Source organism: Mesorhizobium sp. (assembly GCF_004962245.1).
Classification (GTDB): Bacteria; Pseudomonadota; Alphaproteobacteria; order Rhizobiales; family Rhizobiaceae; genus Mesorhizobium.
The window spans coordinates 23,852-43,604 of the sequence record NZ_SUHQ01000007.1; the positions used below are offsets into that span (position 1 = coordinate 23,852).

At 63.5% G+C, this 19,753-nt stretch carries 9 protein-coding genes; 8 read left to right on the forward strand and 1 reads right to left on the reverse strand.

What is annotated here, in order from left to right; genetic code table 11:
* Positions 1 to 232 precede the first annotated feature (232 nt).
* From E5X88_RS09380 to E5X88_RS09405, 6 genes are all read left to right on the forward strand, one after another.
* On the forward strand, positions 233 to 2,161 hold the full coding sequence (locus tag E5X88_RS09380; protein WP_292160607.1) for an autotransporter assembly complex family protein: 1,929 nt from the start codon (positions 233 to 235) through the stop codon (positions 2,159 to 2,161).
* A complete protein-coding gene (locus tag E5X88_RS09385) occupies positions 2,161 to 8,211 on the forward strand; it encodes a translocation/assembly module TamB domain-containing protein (protein ID WP_292160609.1) in 6,051 nt (2,016 codons plus the stop codon). Before E5X88_RS09380 ends, E5X88_RS09385 begins: the two co-directional genes overlap by 1 nt.
* A 369-nt stretch (positions 8,212 to 8,580) precedes the next feature.
* Complete coding sequence (locus E5X88_RS09390) at positions 8,581 to 10,233, forward strand: ABC transporter substrate-binding protein (RefSeq protein ID WP_292160612.1); 1,653 nt, start codon at positions 8,581 to 8,583, stop codon at positions 10,231 to 10,233.
* A 160-nt stretch (positions 10,234 to 10,393) separates the two neighbouring features.
* Positions 10,394 to 11,428, forward strand: a complete 1,035-nt coding sequence (locus tag E5X88_RS09395) for an ABC transporter permease (RefSeq protein ID WP_292160614.1) — start codon at positions 10,394 to 10,396, stop codon at positions 11,426 to 11,428.
* A gap of 12 nt (positions 11,429 to 11,440) precedes the next feature.
* Positions 11,441 to 12,598, forward strand: a complete 1,158-nt coding sequence (locus E5X88_RS09400) for an ABC transporter permease (protein WP_292160616.1) — start codon at positions 11,441 to 11,443, stop codon at positions 12,596 to 12,598.
* A 48-nt stretch (positions 12,599 to 12,646) separates the two neighbouring features.
* A complete protein-coding gene (locus E5X88_RS09405; protein WP_292160618.1) occupies positions 12,647 to 14,854 on the forward strand; it encodes an ABC transporter ATP-binding protein in 2,208 nt (735 codons plus the stop codon).
* A gap of 13 nt (positions 14,855 to 14,867) precedes the next feature.
* On the opposite strand, the gene E5X88_RS09410 is transcribed toward E5X88_RS09405, so the two are convergent.
* Positions 14,868 to 15,458, reverse strand: a complete 591-nt coding sequence (locus E5X88_RS09410) for a hypothetical protein (protein WP_292160619.1) — start codon at positions 15,456 to 15,458, stop codon at positions 14,868 to 14,870.
* A gap of 219 nt (positions 15,459 to 15,677) precedes the next feature.
* Between E5X88_RS09410 and E5X88_RS09415 the strand changes: the two genes are divergently transcribed.
* Both E5X88_RS09415 and E5X88_RS09420 read left to right on the forward strand, forming a co-directional pair.
* Complete coding sequence (locus E5X88_RS09415) at positions 15,678 to 17,216, forward strand: trimethylamine methyltransferase family protein (RefSeq protein ID WP_292160621.1); 1,539 nt, start codon at positions 15,678 to 15,680, stop codon at positions 17,214 to 17,216.
* Between the two features lie 82 nt (positions 17,217 to 17,298).
* Positions 17,299 to 19,740: an FAD-dependent oxidoreductase gene (locus E5X88_RS09420; protein WP_292160623.1), complete on the forward strand. Its 2,442-nt coding sequence runs from the start codon at positions 17,299 to 17,301 to the stop codon at positions 19,738 to 19,740.
* Positions 19,741 to 19,753 lie beyond the last annotated feature (13 nt).

Below are 19,753 nucleotides of genomic sequence, written 5' to 3' on the forward strand. Positions count from 1 at the left end.
CTTCAGTCCAGCTTGTCAACACGACGACGCGGCAGGTTCCGCCTGCCAACGGTTTCCTTTCCGGCCGATGACCGGTAGTACCTCCATAGGACAGGGATCACGCCTTCTTGCGGCAACGCAGAAGGTGTGAATTCCAAGCCCTGTCCATTTCAGACAATTGGATTGTGGCTCCTTTACGAGCAATTCAGAAGTTCATTCCAATTTTAGCTTTGGGAGCTAGGGTAGAGTTGTAATGTTGGCGTATGAAGGGCAGATGTCGGGAGGAACCGCGCCACGGCGTGTGTTTTCGCTCGCCCTGCTTTTGGCTTTGCTTTGCTCGACTGCATTGGTCGCCGAAACCGGAAAAGCGGCCGCTTTCGAGATTTTCGGCATCAAGCTGTGGGGATCGTCCGAGGACGAAGATGCCGATATCGTCGATCCGCTGCGTTATTCCGTGACGATCGAGGCGCCCGATGCCGACAAGGATCTCGTCAAGAAGCTCGAAAACGCCTCGACTCTGAAGGCCGACGAAGAACGTCCAGTCTCCGGTTCGCTCGGCCTGTTGGCCAAGGCGCGCGGCGACCGCGATCAGCTTATCGCCGCGCTTTACGCGGACGCCCGCTACGAGGGTGTCGTCACCATCACCATCGAAGGCAAGCCGCTCGACGATTTGCCGCCCGATGCCGAATTCAAGGGACCGCAGCCAATCCCGGTGGTGATCGACGTTGCGACCGGGCCGAAATTTACGCTTGGCGACATCAGACTGGAGGGCGATGCGGCAGGGCTGGCGAGCGCCGATTTCGGCCTGATCGCCGGTGGCGATGCCGGTTCCGGCGCCGTGCTCAAGGCCGAGGCGTCGATCGTGCGGGCGCTCAAGGAGGAAGGCAGGCCATTGGCCAAGGTGACGGACCGCGAGATCGTCGCCGACCACCCCACCGCGACGCTCGACGTCACGCTGACGGTGGCGGCCGGACCGGTTGCCGGCTACGGCGACACCACCATCGAGGGCACCGAGAAGGTTGACCGCGATTTCACCGAATACATGACCGGCCTGAAGCGCGGCCGCCAATATTCGCCCGAGGAGATCGACGACGCGCGCGACCGGCTGCTCGGGCTGGAAGTTTTCAACAGCGTGACGCTGAAGGAGGCCGACAGTCTCGACGCCGACGGCAACATCCCGATCGGCGTCGAAGTGAGCGAGCGCAAGCCGCGCTATTTTGGTCTTGGCGGCACCTTCTCCAACACCGAGGGGCTGGGCCTCGAAGGCTATTGGGGGCACCGCAATCTGTTTGGCCGTGCCGAAAAGCTGCGTATCGAGGGTAAAATCAGCGGCATCGGCAGCAACGAGTTGACCGAGCTCAACTACAATGCCGGCATCATGTTCGAAAAGCCTGGCGTGGTCGGGCCGGCTTCGAAATTCTTCGCCGGCGTCAAGACCGTACTCGAGCATCCCGACGCCTACGACCATTTCTCGGTCAAGGGCAACACCGGTCTGTCCTATGAACTCGACAAGCAACAGACTGTGTCCGCGGAAGTCGCGCTCGACTATTCGAGGATCGAGGATTCCTTCGGCAAGCATACCTATCTGATCGCCAGTGTTCCGCTGCAATATGTCTACGACAACCGCGACAACCGGCTGAACCCGACGAAGGGCTTCAGGGTGCTGGGCTATGTCGAGCCGAGCTACGACATTTTGAGCGGTGCGGCCTTCGTCAAGCTGAGGGGCGAGGGATCGGCCTACCAGTCGCTCGACTCGGCTTCGAAGTTCGTCTTCGCCGAACGTGTCGCCATCGGCTCGATCGTTGGTGCCGGCCTTCAGGATGTTCCTGCCGACCGGCGCTTCTATGCCGGCGGCGGCGGCTCGGTGCGCGGTTATGCCTATCAGGGCATCGGCCCGAAGGATATCGACGGAGAGCCGATCGGCGGGCTTTCGTTCCTCGAGACCTCGGTCGAGATGCGGATCGCCATCACCGACACGATCGGCGTCGTGCCATTCGTCGATGCCGGCACGGTCTCGACCAAGGAGTTCCCGGACTTTTCCGACATGAAGGTCGGCGCCGGCGTCGGCCTGCGCTATATTACGCCGTTCGGACCGCTGCGCATCGATGCGGCGGTGCCGCTCAACCGGGATCCCGACGATCCGCGTTTCGGCATCTATGCCGGTATCGGCCAGGCGTTCTGATGACAATGTTCAAGCGCATCCTCCGCATTGTCCTTTACACGCTGCTCATCGTGGTGGCGGCGGTGGTCGGTGCGCTCGTCGTGCTGACCAAGACCGAGCGCGGCCGCGACAATCTCGCCGGCATCATCTCGACCATAGCGTCGACCGATGACCAGAAGGTCACGGTCAGTGGCATCGACGGCATCTGGTCGGGCGCGCTGAGGCTCGATCATGTGGTGCTGGAAGATCGCCAGGGTGCCTGGCTGGTGGCCCGCAAGGTGGCCGTCGACTGGTCGCCCCTTGCGCTTCTGTCGAAAAACTTCAGCGCCGGCCGCATCGCCGCCGATCGCATCGAGCTGGCGCGGCTGCCGGTGGCCGGCACGCAGCCGAGCCAAGGTGGCGCCACCACGCTGCCGGTGTCGCTCGACATCAAGCAGATCGACCTGCCCGAAATCGCGCTCGGGCAGGCGCTGGCCGGCAGCGGCATCGCCGAACTCGCGGCCAAGGGCTCGTTCAAGGCCGACGCGGCGCCATTGGCGCTCGAAACCAACCTCAACATCACCCGCCACGACGGCAGGCAAGGCACGGTCGACGCCAGCATCCATTTCGCGCCTGCCGACAACAAGCTCGACCTCGATCTGAAGGCATCGGAGCCGGCCGGCGGCATCATCGCCAATCTGCTCAATTTGCCCGATGCGCCGCCGATCAACATCGTCGTCACTGGCTCGGGGCCAGTCGCCAACTGGAGCGGCATCGGCACATTCGTTGTCGACGGCCAGATCGTCACCCAGCTCACCGGCCGCCATCAGCTCACCGACAAGGGCAACCATGTCGAGGCCAAGGGCGATGGCGACTTCCAGCGCTTTATGCCCGACAATCTGAAACCCTTGTTTGCGGGCAAGACCAGCTTCGACCTCGCCGGAACCGCGATCGACGCGGGCGGCGTGGATGTCGAGCGCGCCAGCATCGATAGTGACGCCGTGCATGGCACTGCCGCCGGTATTGTCGACCCCAACGGCGCCAGCGACCTTTCGGTGGAGCTCGCCGCCAAGGGCCCGCCGATCGTGCTCAGCCTCGGCACTGCGGCGCAGCCGGTCACCGTCGCGATCACAGGCGCCACGGCCCGTGCGTTCGGCGGCGGCAAGGCGCCGATCGTCGACATCGGCGCGTCCCTGGTCTCGGTGGTGGCGGGCGGCACGCGGCTGGACGATCTGTCGGCTGAAATCCATTCCGACGGCTTCGACATCCAGGACCGCAGCGGACCAGTCACCATCAAGCTTACAGCCGGCGGCCTGAACACCGACGTGGCGACGCTGGCGCCGCTGGTGACCGGCAGGGTGACCGCGGATCTCGCCGGATCGGTCAGCAAGGACGAGATTGTCCTCGATCAAGGCACGCTGCGCAGCGAGGCGCTCAATGCCTCGGTGACGGCCAAGGTGACGCTGGCCGATCTGGCGATGACGCTGAAGATGAACGCCGATGCCGTGTCGACGGCGCTGCCGCCGCAGATCCGCACTGTTCTCGGCGAGCGCGTGCAATTCTCCGCCACCGCGACCCGCGATCCGCAAGGCTCATTTGCCGCCAATGCACTGGAATTCACTTCCGGCTCGCTCAGCGCCAGCGGCACCGCCAGCGTGACGGGAACCGACATCCAGGCCGACATCAAGGGCACGCTCGGCGACGTTTCGGTGCTGTCGCCCATGGTCGGCGTACCGGTCGGCGGGGCCGTCGATTTCGCACTGTCGGCGAGCGGCGCGCGCACGGCGCCGGATTTCTCGGTCTCGGCCGACAGCGACAGTCTGACGGCGTCGGGCCGCACGGTAAAGCAGATCAAGCTGTCGGCGACCGGCAAGGCCGACATCGCCAATCCGGCCGCCGATGTCTCACTGACCGGATCCGTGAACGACCAGCCACTCGATCTCAGGGCATCATTGGTCACGAGCGACGGAAAGCGTTCCCTCAACGGGCTTAGCCTGTCGCTCGCCGACAACAAGGTCTCGGGTAATCTCGTTCTCGACGACAGCCTGCTGCCGCTCGGCACGTTGACACTCGAAGCGCCCGATATCGGCCCGTTGGCCGCACTTGCCGGGCAGACGGCGGCAGGCGACCTGCAAGGCAGCATCCGCCTCTCGAATGATGGTGGCGCGCCGGCGGTCGCCATCGATATGACGAGCGTCTCGATTTCGCGCGGCGATCTGGCGGCGAAGACCATCGCCGTCAATGCGCTGGTCGCCAACTATCTCAAAGGCCCGGCGATCTCCGGCACGATAAAGGCCGATAATGTCACATCGGGGACCACCGTGATCAGCGGCATCGGCGTCGATTTGAAGCGCGATGGCGACTGGACCGGGTTTACCGGCGGCGCCACTGTCGCCGGCATTCCGGCCACGGCTGCAGGCAGGGTGAAGATCGCGGATGGCACGACAAGCGTCGAGATCGCCTCGGGCGAGGCGACCGTCCGCGGCATCAAGGCGGCGATCGCGCAGCCATCGACCTTCAGCATCGCCAATGGCACGACCAGCATCGAGAAGTTGGCGCTCGATGTCGGCGGCGGATCGGTAAGTGTCTCCGGCACCGCCGGCCAGACGCTGGACCTGGCAGCCACGTTCTCCGCATTGCCCGCCGCCCTTGCCAATGATTTTTCACCCGGCCTGGACGCCGCGGGCACGCTCGGCGGGACGGCGCAGATCACCGGATCGTCGGCTGCCCCCGACATTCGTTTCAATGCGCAGCTCAACGGCGCCGAGACCAGTCAGACCCGCCAGGCGGGACTCGGGCCGCTCAGTCTCGACGCGGCAGGCAGCTTCTCGTCGGCCGGCGGCATTGCCATCGACCAGGCGACGCTTTCCGGTGACAAGGTTTCCGGCAAGGCGACCGGCACCATCAATCCGAACGGCGCTAGCGATTTTACGCTCGACCTGGCCTCGACCGGCCCGAGCCTGCCGCTGGCGCTTGGCAGCAGCGAAAGCCCGATCAAGCTCGAGCTGCAGGCACTGTCCGTCAAGGCCGCGGGGCAGGGCACGCAGCCACAGCTCGATATCTCAGCGACGCTGCCTTCGGTCGCAACCAATTTTACCAAGGTCGAAGGCATCACGCTTGCACTGCACTCCGATGCTTTCGACGTGAAAGGCCGGACAGGACCGATTTCCGGCACGGTGACGGCGGACAAGATCGGCCTGGACAATCCGACCATCGCGCCGCTGATCGCCGGCAAGATCACCGCCAAGGTTGCCGGCAGCCTCGCCGCTGACACCATCGTCATCGACAGCGGCTCGGTGACGGGCGACGCGCTGAACAGCGGTTTCAACGGAAAGGTCTCGCTGGCCGACGGATCCATCGACCTCAACCTCAAGGCGGATGCGGCTTCCGCGGCGCTGCCGGCGGCAGCGCGCGGTGTGCTGGCGGAGCGGACGGAACTCAGCGCCGCGCTGAAGCGCGACGCCCATGGCAATGTCACCGCCAACGCGATCAGGCTGGTGTCCGGCGCGTTGACCGCCGACGGGCAGGCCAGCCTTGCCGACAACAAACTCGCCGCCGACATCAAGGGCGCGCTGGCCGACATCTCGCTTCTGTCGGGGGATGCCAAGGGCGCGATCGCTTTCGCGCTGAACGCGCAAGGGCCCAGCACCGCGCCCGACCTGTCGCTCACGGTGAACAGCGACCGGCTTTCGGTGGCTGAACGCGAGATCACCGGACTGAAGCTTACCGCCACCGGCAAGGCTGATGCCGCCAACCCGGCGGCCAATGTGCAACTGACCGGAAATGTCGCGGGTCAGGCCCTGCAAGGCAGTGCAGTGCTGGCGACGTCCGACGGCAAGCGCGCCATCGACGGGCTTTTGCTGTCGCTCGGCAAGAACCGGATATCGGGTGACCTCGCGCTCGATGAGGCCTTCGTGCCTGAAGGCACCGTGGCGCTCGACCTGCCTGATATCGGACCGCTCGCAGCCTTGGCCCTGGAAAAGGCGGAAGGCGACGTGCGCGGCACTATTCGATTCTCGAAGACCGGCAATGCGCCTGAGGTCGCCATCGAGGCTTCGACCGCTTCGATCTCACGCGGCGATGTCTCGGCGAAGACGGTCACCATCGACGCGCTGATCGCCAATTACCTCGCGGCGCCCGTGATCTCCGGAAAAATCCGTGCCGATAGTGTCACCTCAGGCAGTACCGTCATCCGCGGCATCGACGTTGACCTCAAGCGTGACGGCGACTGGACCGGCTTTTCCGGCGGCGCCACCGTCAAGGACATTCCGGCCAAGGCCGCCGGCCGTGTCAGGATCGCCAACGGCACGACGACGGTCGAGCTCGCTTCCGGCGAGGCGACCATGCGCGGCATCAAGGCGGCCATCGCCCAGGCGTCGACCATCACCATCGCTAACGGCACGACCAGCCTGGACAAGCTCGTGCTCAACCTCGGTGGCGGCACGGCGACGGTTTCGGGCAAGGTCGGGCAGGCGCTCGATCTCAACGCGACGCTGGCGCGGGTGCCGATCTCGCTCGCCAACAGTTTTTCGCCGGGTCTCGATGCCGCCGGCTCAATCTCGGGCACGGTGAAAGTATCAGGCGCGCCGGCCAATCCGGCCGTCGCCTTCGACATAGACGCCGCGGGCGTCCAGACGTCGCAGACCCGCGGCGCCGGTTTCGGCGGCATGGGTGTTTCGTCCTCCGGCACATATTCGGGCAACAAACTGGCCTTCGACGCCGACATAAGCGACGGAGCCGGCCTTGGCCTCAAGGGTGGCGGCGCGGTGACGACATCAGGCGCGCCCACCCTTGATCTCGACTTTTCCGGCAGGGTGCCGTTCGCCTTCCTGACCAGGACACTCGCCGCGCAAGGCCTGTCGTTGAGCGGCACGGCCAATGTCAATGTGCAGGTGCGCGGCCCGGCGACGTCGCCGGTGATCTCCGGCACGGTTGGTACATCAGGCGCCCGTCTGGTCGATGCCCGCTCAGGCCTTGCGATCAACGACATCGCCGCCGATGTCGCGATCGGCGGCGGTGTCGCCAGGATCAACCGGCTGACCGGCACGCTGTCGACACGCGGCAGCCTGTCGGCCAGCGGCACGGTCGGCATCGATCCGGCGCAAGGTTTTCCGGCCGATCTGTCGGTCAAGCTCGTCGATGGCCGCTACACCGACGGCAGGGTGGTCACCGCCAATCTCGGCGGCGACCTGACCATCAAGGGGCCGCTCGCGTCCGCGCCGGTGATTTCAGGCACGATCAACCTGGCCAAGACCGTCATCACCGTTCCCGAAAAGCTGCCGGGCTCGCTGGCGGCGCTCGACGTCAAGCACAAGAACGCACCGGCCGCCGTGCGCGCGCAGGACAAGGCATTGCGCCCGGCGACGGCGAGCAGCAGCAGCGGTGGCGGCGGCCTCACCCTCGACGTCACGGTCAATGCGCCGAACCAGATCTTCATCCAGGGCAGGGGCGTCGATGCCGAGCTTGGCGGCTCGCTGCGGCTGACCGGTCCAGCGTCGTCGCCGCAAGCGGTCGGCACCTTCACCTTGCAGCGCGGGCGGCTGACAATCCTCGCCAAGCGACTGACCTTCACCGAAGGCACGGTCGGCTTTTCAGGATCGCTGGTGCCTTATCTCAACCTCACGGCGACATCGACGACGAGCAGCGCCACCGTCACCATCGTGGTATCGGGCGAGGCGACCAATCCGAAATTCAACTTCTCGTCGGTGCCGGCGCTGCCGGAAGACGAGGTTCTGGCGCAACTGATTTTCGGCCGCTCGATGTCGAACCTGTCGCCGTTGCAGATCGCCCAGCTTGCTGAAGCCGCCGCGCAACTGGCTGGTGTCGGCGGCTCGACCTCGCTGCTTGAAAACCTGCGCGGCGCGATCGGCATCGACGATCTCGACGTGACGACGGACGAGGAGGGCGGCACTGCCGTCTCGGCGGGAAAATATCTCAACGACCGCACCTATGTGACGATCCAGAAGGGCGACAAGCCGGGTTCGGGCAAGGCGGCGATTGATCTCGACGTCGGGCGCGGCGTCAAATTGCGCGGCGAGGCCAGCGACGCCGGTGAGGCCAAGGGCGGCATTTTCTACGAACGCGAGTACTGAAGCCGTTCGACGCCAAGGCTGGTGCTGCGCAAAACCCGGCGCATGACCCCCAAGCCGAAGGTCAGCGTAGCAAAAATCGGTACCGATTTTCGGTAAAGGATCATGCGCAAATCAAAGTGCTACGGCGTCCTTTGCGCGTCGATCGTGACGCGCGGCGCTGTCATGAATGTCTCAGTTTAATCGATGCCGGAGATTCGAACGGAATCTGCCGGGAAGTAGCAATTTTGCGCCAAGACTGTCGTTATCACGCGAACCGCTTCCCTTCCAAAGTTGCACATTCCTTGGCATGTTCCCAATCCGTGCCGTTTTTGACATCATGGCCCGGATGCGGAATGGTAAAAGGCAGAAAGCCAACAATGGGAGTTCGTGATGACAATCTACAGAAGTAACGGCGATCGCGTTCCGGATCACATTCATGCCATGGCCGAAGAAGCCAGGGCCGGACGTGTCGATCGCCGCGAATTTCTCGCCTTGGCCAGCGTCTTCGGCGCGTCCACGGCGATGGCCTACGGAATGCTCGGCCTCGCCGACCCGACGCCGGCGAGAGCGCAGGACGCAGAGCCCAAGAAGGGCGGCATACTGAAAGTCGCGATGTGGATCAAGGATCCGAAGGATCCGCGCAAGGCCGACTGGTCGGAAATCGCCAATGCCGAGCGCCAGGCGCTCGAGCCGCTGGTCAAATACACAACCGAATACACGTTCCGCCCCTACCTGCTCGAGAGCTGGGACGTCAACGACGATGCCACCGAATACACGCTGCATGTGCGCAAGGACGTGACGTGGTCGAATGGCGATCCGTTCACCGCCGAGGACGTGATCTTCAACATTCGTCGCTGGGCCGACAAGAAGGCCGAGGGCAATTCCATGCCTGGCCGCCTCGGTACGCTTGTCAAGGATGACAAGCTGAACGAAAGCGCGGTGACCAAGGTCGACGATTTGACGGTGAAGCTGAAGCTCGACACGCCTGATATCGCGCTCATTCCCAACATGTGCGACTATCCCGGTCTTATCGTCCACAAGACCTTCGACGAAAAAGGCGGCGATTTCAAAGCCTGTCCGATCGGCACCGGACCGTTCGAACTGGTCTCCTACGATGTTGGCCAGAAGGTCGTCTACAAGCGCCGCGAAGACAACAAGTGGTGGGACGGCGAGGTCTACCTCGACGGCATCGAGTTCATCGACTACGGCACCGATCCCGCGGCCACGGTCAGCGCCTTCGAATCGGGAGAGGTCCATACCAATTTCGAGACGTCGGCTGACTATGTATCGATCCTCGACGGTGTCGACCTGGTCAAGTACGAGGTGGTTACCGCAGCGACCATCGTCTGCCGCACCAACGTGGCCAACAAGCCCTACGAGGATCAAAAGGTTCGCAATGCGCTGCAGCTCGCGGTCGACAACGCCGTCGTGCTCCAGCTGGGCAATGGCAATGCCGGTACTGTCGCCGAAAACCACCATGTCAGCCCGATCCATCCGGAATATTACGAGCTGCCGAAGATTGCCCGCGATCCGGCCAAGGCGAAGGCGCTGATGGAGGAAGCCGGTCAGGCCGATTTCGAGCACGAGCTGATCACGGTCGACGAGGACTGGCACAAGAATACAGGCGATGCGATCGCCGCGCAGATGCGCGACGCCGGCATCAAGGTGAAGCGCACGGTGCTGCCGGGCTCGACGTTCTGGAACGACTGGACGAAGTATCCGCTGTCGATGACCAACTGGAACATGCGGCCGCTCGGCGTGCAGGTTCTGGCGATCGGCTACCGCACCGGAGAGGCCTGGAACGAAACGGCCTGGTCGAATCCCGAATGGGATGCCAAGCTCAACGCCGCGCTTTCGGTCGCCGACGCCGCCAAGCGCAAGGAGATGATGAAGGACATCGAGCAGATCCTGCAGGATTCCGGCATCATCATCCAGCCCTATTGGCGCAAGCTCTACAGTCACTCGGTGGCTGCCGTTAAGAACTACGCCATGCACCCGACATACGAGCGCGATTACGGCAAGATCTGGCTCGACGAGGCTTGACTGGTCGAAGCAAACGGGGAGGGAGGGCGTTCGTCCCCCCTCCTGTTTCGAACATGATCCGCAAATGTGGGTCAGCGCGCTGCTGACTTTTCAAGCTGATTCATGCGACAAATCAAGGGTTGACAGCACCTGACCCCAACCCAGCCGGCAGGGGGCCGCCATGCTTTCCTTCATCCTTCGACGCCTCGGCACGATGGCATTGACGATGCTGTGCCTGACATTGGTCGTCTTCTTCCTGATCAATCTCGATCCCAATCTGAAAAAGCTGGCGATCAGCCAGACCGAAATGCACACCTCGGCCGAGCAGCTCGAAAGCTGGCTGGTAAACCACGGCTACCGCCAGAATTTCTTCTCCCGCTACGCCCAATGGCTGGGTATCGCGCCCAAGCAGCCGGTGATCAATCCTGAGACGGGGGAGCCAACAAAGCGTTTCTCCTTCTGCAACGATCCAGTCGTGCCGACATTCTCCGGCGTCCTGCAAGGCGACTTCGGCTGCTCGACCAAGTTCAAGACCACAGTCGCGTCGAAGCTCTTTCCAGCACTTGGCGCCACTGGCATCCTGATGTTCTGGGTGCTTGTGGTGATGGTGCCGATCTCTTTGCTGATCGGCATCCTCGCCGGCATGCGCGAGGGCACGCGGACCGACCGGACGTTATCGGTCGCCTCCATCGCCTCGACGGCGACGCCCGAATATGTGTCGGGTGTCATCTTCACCGTCATCTTCGCCTCATGGCTCGGCTGGCTGAACGGATCAGCGGCCTCGGCCAGCCGGGGCATCACCTTCTACAACTTCACCTTGCCGGTGATGACGCTGGCGATCTACGGCATCGGCTACATCGCAAGAATGACCCGCGCCTCGATGGTCGAGGTGATGACGCAGCAATATATCCGCACCGCGCGGCTGAAGGGCCTTTCCTTCGGCAGCGTCGTGGTCAAGCACGCGCTACGCAACGCGCTGATCGCGCCCTTCACCGTCATCATGCTGCAATTTCCCTGGCTGCTCACCGGCGTCGTCATCGTCGAGGTGATGTTCCGCTATCAGGGCTTCGGCTACACGCTGGTCGAGGCGGCCGGCAACAACGACATCGATCTTTTGCTCGGCTGCTCGCTGGTCTCGGTGTTCATCGTCCTGATCACGCAGCTCATTTCCGATGTCGGCTACGCGTTTCTCAATCCGCGTATCAGAGTTCAATAGGGGATCGGGCGGATGCAGCTTGAATATATAGGCGCCTTCGATGTGGTGCTTGGCGTGCTTGCGCGTTTCTGGCCGGTCTGGATCGCTCTCGTCGTGGTGATGGGCGCAAGCTTCGCCTACAAGAAGAGGCTTGGCCTCTACGGTCAGCTCTTCGACAGCGCCGTCGGCATCGCCGGCGTGGGCATATGCCTGTTCTGGCTGTTCACGGCGATCTTCGCGTCGACCGTCGCGCCTTTCAATCCGCTTGCCCAGGTGGCGATCATGAAGGATGCGCTGCCGGGCGCGGTCGAGCCGCAATCGGGGCTTGTCTACCTTTTCGGTGGCGACAAGCTCGCCCGCGACGTGTTCAGCCGCATGGTCTATGGCAGCCAGATCGTGCTGATCATCGCGCCGGCGGCGACCGGTTTCGCGCTGATGGTCGGCATCACGCTCGGCCTGCCGGCCGGCTATTATGGCGGCAAGATCGACACTGTGCTGTCCTTCCTCGCCAATCTCGTGCTGGCCTTCCCGGTGATCCTCCTGTTCTACCTGCTGGTGACGCCGGGCATCATGGACACGCCAATCCCCTATGCGATGGCCGGGCTGTTCTTCCTGTTTCCGATCGTCTTCTTCAGCGTGCTGTTCTGGACGCGCTACAAGAAACGGCCCGACCGCCTGTATATCCTTCTGGGACTGACGCTGATCATTGGCGGCTGGGTCTATGCCGGCCTGGTCTTCGATGCCGATCCGTTCAGGATCATCCATATCGATCCCAACCAGCTCAACATCTTCGTGGCGGTGGTGTTCGCTTCCAGCCCCGGCGTGTTCCGCATCGTGCGCGGCCTGGTCATGGACATCAAGACGCGCGACTATGTTGCGGCGGCGCAGACGCGCGGTGAATCGCCCTGGTACATCATGCTTTGGGAGATACTTCCCAATGCGCGCGGGCCGCTGATCGTCGACGCCTGCCTGCGCATCGGCTACACCACGATCCTGCTCGGCACGCTCGGTTATTTCGGCCTGGGGCTGGCGCCGGAAAGCCCGGACTGGGGCACCGCGATCAAGGACGCCAGCCGCCTGCTGCGCTCCTTCATCCATCCCGCGCTGCCGCCGACGATCGCGCTGATGTCGTTCGTGCTGGGCCTCAATCTCCTGGCCGACTCGCTGCGTGAACAATCGATGAAAGATTGATGGACGGGTCTTCGACCCTACTTAGAAGAACCAGGATTGGAGCGACCCATGAATGAGGCAGTTCGAAATCCCGCCGAGCCGATCATCGAGATCGAGAACCTGTCGATCTCCTTCTTCACCCGCAAGGGCGAGATACCGGCCGTCATGGACTTTTCCTGCACGGTCATGCCCGGTGAGGCGATGGGCATCGTCGGCGAATCCGGTTGCGGCAAGTCGACCGTGTCGCTCGGTATCATGCGCGACCTCTCCAACATCGGAAAGATCGTCGGCGGCCGGATAAAGTTCCAGGGCAAGGACATGGGCGAACTGTCCGAGGAGGAACTGCGCGCCATCCGCGGCAACAAGATCGCGATGATCTACCAGGAGCCGATGGCGAGCCTCAATCCGGCGATGAAGGTCGGCCAGCAATTGATGGAAGTGCCGCTGATCCACGACAAGGTGTCGAAGGAGGAGGCTTATAAACGCGCGCTCGAAATGGTGCGCTCGGTCAGGCTGCCCGATCCCGAGCGCATGATGCGATCCTTTCCGCACCAGCTTTCCGGCGGCCAGCAACAGCGCATCGTCATCGCCATGGCGCTGCTGTCGAAGCCAGCGCTGCTTCTGCTCGACGAGCCGACGACGGCGCTCGACGTGACGGTGGAAGCCGGCATCGTCGACCTGGTCAAGGGGCTCGGCGAGAAGTTCGGCACCTCGATGATCTTCGTGTCGCACAATCTCGGCCTGATCCTGGAGACCTGCGACCGCATCACGGTGATGTATTCGGGCGAAGCGGTGGAAACCGGCAAGATCAAGGACGTCTTCGACCGGATGCGCCATCCCTACACGCAAGGCCTGTTCCGCTCGATCCCGCTGCCCGGCGCCGACAAGAATTCGCGGCCGCTGATCTCCATCCCGGGGCAATTGCCGCTGCCGCACGAGCGGCCCAAGGGCTGCAATTTCGGCCCACGCTGCCACCATTTCGTCGAAGGCGTCTGCAATGCCGCCGAAATCCCGATGATCGCGGTCGAGGGCCATGAAGGCCATTTTTCGCGCTGCGTGCGTTTCAACGAGATCGACTGGGAGGCGCTGCCGCCCGGCGCCAAGAAGGTCAACGAGCGCATCGAGCCCGGTGCGCCCGTGCTCAAGATCGAGGACCTCAGGAAATACTACAAGGTCGGCGGCAGCGAGGTGTTCGGCTCGAGCGGAGGCCGCGTCGTCAAGGCCAACGAGACGATCTCCTTCATGGCGCGGGAATCCGAGACCGTGGCCATCGTCGGCGAGTCCGGCTGCGGAAAGTCGACGCTGGCCAAGGTGCTGCTCGGGCTGGAGACAGCAAGCTCCGGCAGCGTGACACTCGGCAACAAGCAGATCGAGTCGACCAGCGTCGAGAAGCGCAGCGTCGAGACGGTGTCGTCGATCCAGATGGTGTTCCAGAATCCGTTCGACACGCTCAATCCCAGCCACACGGTTGGCTCGCAGATCATTCGCACGCTGGAAAAGTTCAATGTCGGCAAGACCGTCGCCGACCGCCGCAAGCGCATGCTGGAGCTTCTCGACCTGGTGAAGCTGCCGCGGGCGTTCGAGACCCGCAAGCCGCGCCAGCTTTCCGGCGGCCAGAAACAGCGCATCGGCGTGGCGCGGGCCTTCGCCGGCGACGCCAAGGTGGTGGTGGCCGACGAGCCGGTCTCGGCGCTCGACGTGTCGGTGCAGGCGGCGGTGACCGAGCTTTTGATGGACATCCAGCGCAAGAACAAGACGACGATGCTGTTCATCAGCCATGACCTGTCGGTGGTGCGCTACATCGCCGACCGCGTCGTCGTCATGTATCTCGGCTATATCGTCGAGCAGGGCACGACCGACCAGATTTTTTCGCCGCCCTATCATCCCTACACCGAGGCGCTACTGTCAGCGATCCCGATCGCCGACACCAGCGTGATCAAGAAGCACATCGTGCTGGAAGGCGACATCCCGTCGGCGATGAACCCGCCAACCGGCTGCCCGTTCCAGACGCGGTGCGGTTACAAGAAGCTGGTGCCGGACAATCTTTGCGAGACGCAGGTGCCGCCGGTGAAGAATCTCGGCGATGGCCATATGAGCCTATGCTGGCTTGCCGACGACGTGCTGGCGAAAATGGAGCCGGTGATCAAGTTCGACAAGGAGCATGCCGCCCATGAGGGCGTGCCGGACGACGCGCCACAGGGCGCCGCCGGTCCGGGCTTTGCCGGCGCTCCGCCAAAGCGTCCGCGCGGCAAGAGGCCTAAGCTGACGGACGGCTAGATCCGTGGCGCCATCAAGGTGCGCATTGGCGTAGCTGCGCGGCGTAGTCCCGAGCCATCTGCTCGGTGGCCCGCGCATAGCGCTGCACGCCGGCATCGCCTCGCTCGCCGCGCTTGTAGGCCGTCCAGCCAAGATAATAGGCCAGATAGAGATTGTAGGTGTCGTTGCGGGCGACGCCAAGCGTGTCGGCGGTCCTGGAATGATACCAGCCGACGAAATCGACGGCATCGGCAAAGCTGGTGCGGCGCGCCGCCCAACTGCCCGTCTCGCTTTGATATTGCGCCCAGGTGCCGTCGAGCGCCTGCGAGAAGCCGGTGGCGCTGGAAGCACGTTTCCAGGGAATGAAGCCCAGAAGCTTGGTGCGCGGCGGCCTGGCGTTGCTCTTGAAGCCGGATTCCTTGCGCACCGTCGCCATCACTACGGGAACCGGCACGCCGTATTTCTGCTCGGTGCGCTCGGCAGCCGCCTGCCAGTTGTCGAACCAGCCGTCATTCTGGTCGAATACGGCGCAGACATCGTTGATATGGCTCGGCGGTGTCGCGCAGGCCGATAACGCCAGCAGCACGCTAACAGCTACAATTTTACTAAAACTCGACCTACCCATCGGAGGAGGATTAGGCCGAAAACATAAAAGGAATCTTGCGACGTTCCTTAACGGCTCATCGGCCGCTTTGGCTGCGGCGGAGCCAAGGATAGATATTTCGACGCTTTCTGTCGTTTTTGTCGCAATGAAATCTCCAAAATGCCGCCTTGGCTAAAATCACGCCCGCAGGCGGCGGATTTCTGACAGCCTGATCCTTGTGCCGGCGCTTTGATGCGCCGCATGACCGAACCGAGACGCAAGCGCGGCGCTGAGCGAACCAGCAACAGGGGACCGACCGCCATCCCGCAGCTGCCGTTGCGCCGCGTCACCAATCCCTATCCGCCAATGGCGATGCTCTCGGCCGACCAGATCGAGGCGATCCACGAAGCCTCGATGCACATCCTGGAGAATTTTGGCATCGAGGTGATGAGCCCGCGGGCGCTTTCGCTGTTCGAGAAGGCCGGGGCCAAGGTCGATCATCCGTCGATGACCGTCCGTGTCGACCGGGGTATGATCGATGAGGCACTGAAGACGACGCGGTCGAGCTACACGCTGACGCCACGCAACCCGGCCCATACCGTCCATCTCGGCGGCAACACCATCAATTTCACCCTGGTCGCCGGGCCGCCCAACGTGCACGACATGGAACGCGGCCGCCGCGCCGGAAACCTGCGCGACTATTGCGATCTCACCCGGCTGGCGCAGCATTTCAACTGTATCCACATGCTGGGCAACCAGGTCTGCGCACCGGTGGAACTGCCGGCCAATTCACGCCACCTCGACACCTATTTCGCCAATCTGACGCTGACCGACAAAAGTTTTCACGTCTCGGCGATCGGTCGGGGCAGGGCGCTCGACGGCATTGAAATGATGGCGATTTCGCGAGGGCTGACGTCCGACCAGATGCGTAACGATCCGGGCGTCACCACCATCATCTCGGTCAATTCGCCGCGCCGCTTCGACGAAATGATGGCCGAAGGGCTGATGACCATGGCCGAATACGGTCAGTCGGTCGCGGTGACGCCGTTCACGCTGATGGGTGCGATGAGCCCGGTGACGCTTGCCGGTGCACTCGCCCAACAGAACGCCGAGGCGCTGTTCGGCGTGGTCTTGACGCAGCTTGTCCACCCCGGCGCCCCGGTCATGTATGGCGCCTTCACCTCCAATGTCGACATGAAGTCGGGGGCGCCGGCCTTCGGCACGCCGGAGAACACCAAGGCCAACGTCGCGTCAGGGCAGCTGGCACGGCGCTATGGACTGCCCTACCGGACGACGCCGGGCTCGGCCTCCAACGCCGCCGACGCGCAAGGTGTCTATGAGACGCTGATGGCACTGTGGGGCGCGGTACTCGGCCACGGCAATCTCGTCTACCACGCCGCCGGCTGGCAGGAAGGCGGGCTGACGGCGTCGTTCGAGAAGTTCATCATCGACGTCGAGATGATCCAGCACATGATGGAGTTTTTGCGCCCGATCGAGGTCAACGAGGCGGAACTCGCCGTCGAGGCGCTGGGTGCGGTGCCGACCGGCGGCCATTTCTTCGGCGAGCCGCACACGCTGGAGCGCTACGCCACCGCTTTCTACCAGCCGATGCTCTCCAATTGGCAAAACTATGAGGCGTGGCAGGAGGCCGGCGGGCTCGACACAACGGCGCGCGCGACGCGGCTGTGGAAGAAAGCGCTGGAAGATCATGTCGAGCCGGCGATGGATATTGCCGTACGCGAAGCGCTGGAGGCGTATGTGGCCAAGCGCAAGGAAGCGATCGGGGCGGGCGAGCCGTGACGGATCGCGATCCTTCCAACAAACGCGCTTCACATCTTGAATCCATTCATCCACCCAACTCCCTGAAATAACGAGAAAAACCATGAAATCGCATGCAAAGGTCGTGGTCATAGGCGGAGGCGTCGTCGGCTGTTCCGTGCTTTTCCATCTGGCCCGTCACGGCTGGACCGATATCGTGCTTCTCGAGCGCGACGAGCTGACTTCCGGTTCGACCTGGCACGCGGCCGGCGGGATGCACACGATCAATGGCGATCCCAACGTCGCCAAGCTGCAGAAATACACGATCTCGCTCTACAACGAGATAGAGGAACTGTCCGGTCAGGCGACCGGCGTGCATCTGACGGGCGGCGTGCTGCTGGCAGCTACCGAGGCGCGGCTCGACTGGCTGCGCGGCGTCGTCGCCAAGGGCCGCTATCTCGGCATCGACCTCGAGGAGATCTCGCCTGATGAGGCGGCCGAACTGATGCCGCTCATCGATCCCAAGCAGTTCGTCGGCGCAGTGCGCAACAAGGAGGATGGCCATCTCGACCCTTCTGGGGTCACCCATGCCTATGCCAAGGCGGCGAGGAAGCTTGGCGCCGAGGTCGAACGCTTCACCAAGGTCGAGGATATCGTGCGCCGTGCCGACGGGCTGTGGCGCGTCATCACCAACAAGGGCGAGGTGGTGGCCGAGCATGTCGTCAACGCCGGCGGCCTGTGGGCGCGCGAGGTCGGCCGCATGGTCGGGCTGGAACTGCCGGTGCTGGCCATGGAGCACATGTACCTGATCACCGAGGACATGCCGGAAGTCGCCGCCTGGAACCAGAAGACCGGCACGGAGATCATCCACGCGGTCGATTTCGACGGCGAGCTCTATCTGCGCCAGGAGCGCGGCGGCATGCTGATGGGCACCTATGAGAAGGCCAACAAGCCCTGGTCCGAATTTTCCACGCCGTGGAATTTCGGCCACGAATTGCTGGAGCCCGACATCGACCGCATCGCGCCGTCGCTGGAGGTCGGGTTCCGGCATTTTCCGGCCTTCCAGAGTACCGGCATCAAGCAGATCATCAACGGTCCTTTCACCTTCGCGCCCGACGGCAACCCGCTGGTCGGGCCGGTACGCGGCCTGCCGGGCTTCTGGGCCGCCTGTGGCGTCATGGCCGGCTTTTCGCAGGGCGGCGGCGTCGGTCTGGCGCTGTCGAACTGGATGATCGAGGGCGATCCCGGTGCCGACATCTGGGCGATGGACGTCTCGCGCTACGGCGACTGGGCGACGATGGCCTACACCAACGCCAAGGTGCGCGAGAATTATTCGCGGCGTTTTTCCATCCGCTTTCCCAACGAGGAACTGCCTGCCGGGCGACCGCTCAAGACCACGCCGGTCTACGATCTCTTGTCGGCCAAGGGCGCGCAATGGGGCGTGGCCTATGGGCTGGAAGTGCCGCTGTGGTATGCGCCGGAGGGCGTCAAGGACGAGTTCTCGTGGCGGCGATCGAGCGATTTCGAGCATGTCGCAAACGAGGTGAAGACGGTTCGCGGTGGCGTCGGCCTGGCGGAGATCTCGTCATTCGCCAAATACAGGGTGACGGGCGAGGGCGCTGCAGTCTGGCTGGATCGCCTGCTTGCCTGCAAATTGCCCAAGCCCGGCCGCATGACGCTGGCGCCGATGCTGAAGGAAGATGGCAAGCTGATCGGCGATTTCACGTTGGCCAATGTCGGCGGCCCTAATTCCAACGGCGAGGACTGGTTCCTCGCCGGCTCCGGCATTGCCGAGCAGTATCATATGCGCTGGTTCGAAAAGCATCTGCCGAAGGACGGTTCGGTCATGATCGAGGCGCTGGGCGCGAAGCTGACGGGTCTATCGATCGCCGGACCGAATGCGCGGGACGTGCTGGCCAGGGCTACGCGGGCGGATGTGTCGAACACGGCGTTTTCGTTCATGGCCGTCCGCAGGATGGATATCGGCATGGCGCCGTGCCTGGTCGGCCGCGTCAGCTACACTGGCGATCTCGGCTACGAGATCTGGGTGGCGCCGGAATATCAGCGTGCCGCGTACCAGACCCTGATGGCGGCGGGCGAAGAATTCGGCATCGGCCTGTTCGGCTCGCGCGCGCTCAACGCGCTTCGACTGGAGAAGAATTACGGTTCATGGGCGCGCGAATACCGGCCGATCTACGGGCCGCTCGAAGCCGGCCTCGACCGTTTCGTCGCCTATGGCAAGGAGGCCGATTTCATCGGCAAGCAAGCGGCACTCGCCGAGCGCCAGCAAGGCGGCAAGCTGCGGCTGCGCGCCTTTGTCGTCGATGCGGCGGACGCCGACGTCATCGGCGACGAGCCGATCTGGTTCGACGGCGCCGTGCGCGGCTGGGTCACGTCAGGCGGCTACGCGCATCATGCGAAGACATCCGTCGCCATGGGCTATGTGCCGAAGGAGATTGCCGACGAGGCCGACGGTTTTGAGATCGAGCTGCTGGGCAAGCGCTATACCGCGCGCATGCAGCCGGCGCCGCTGTTCGACGCGAATCTCGAGCGAATGCGTGGATGAAGGCGCCGCTTGT

Excerpts from the sequence above, each read along its gene's own strand:
- E5X88_RS09380 (WP_292160607.1), top strand. The coding sequence starts at position 233 with ATGTTGGCGTATGAAGGGCAGATGTCGGGAGGAACCGCGCCACGGCGT.
- E5X88_RS09385 (WP_292160609.1), top strand. The coding sequence starts at position 2,161 with ATGACAATGTTCAAGCGCATCCTCCGCATTGTCCTTTACACGCTGCTC.
- E5X88_RS09390 (WP_292160612.1), top strand. The coding sequence starts at position 8,581 with ATGACAATCTACAGAAGTAACGGCGATCGCGTTCCGGATCACATTCAT.
- E5X88_RS09395 (WP_292160614.1), top strand. The coding sequence starts at position 10,394 with ATGCTTTCCTTCATCCTTCGACGCCTCGGCACGATGGCATTGACGATG.
- E5X88_RS09400 (WP_292160616.1), top strand. The coding sequence starts at position 11,441 with ATGCAGCTTGAATATATAGGCGCCTTCGATGTGGTGCTTGGCGTGCTT.
- E5X88_RS09405 (WP_292160618.1), top strand. The coding sequence starts at position 12,647 with ATGAATGAGGCAGTTCGAAATCCCGCCGAGCCGATCATCGAGATCGAG.
- E5X88_RS09410 (WP_292160619.1), bottom strand. The coding sequence starts at position 15,458 with ATGGGTAGGTCGAGTTTTAGTAAAATTGTAGCTGTTAGCGTGCTGCTG.
- E5X88_RS09415 (WP_292160621.1), top strand. The coding sequence starts at position 15,678 with ATGACCGAACCGAGACGCAAGCGCGGCGCTGAGCGAACCAGCAACAGG.
- E5X88_RS09420 (WP_292160623.1), top strand. The coding sequence starts at position 17,299 with ATGAAATCGCATGCAAAGGTCGTGGTCATAGGCGGAGGCGTCGTCGGC.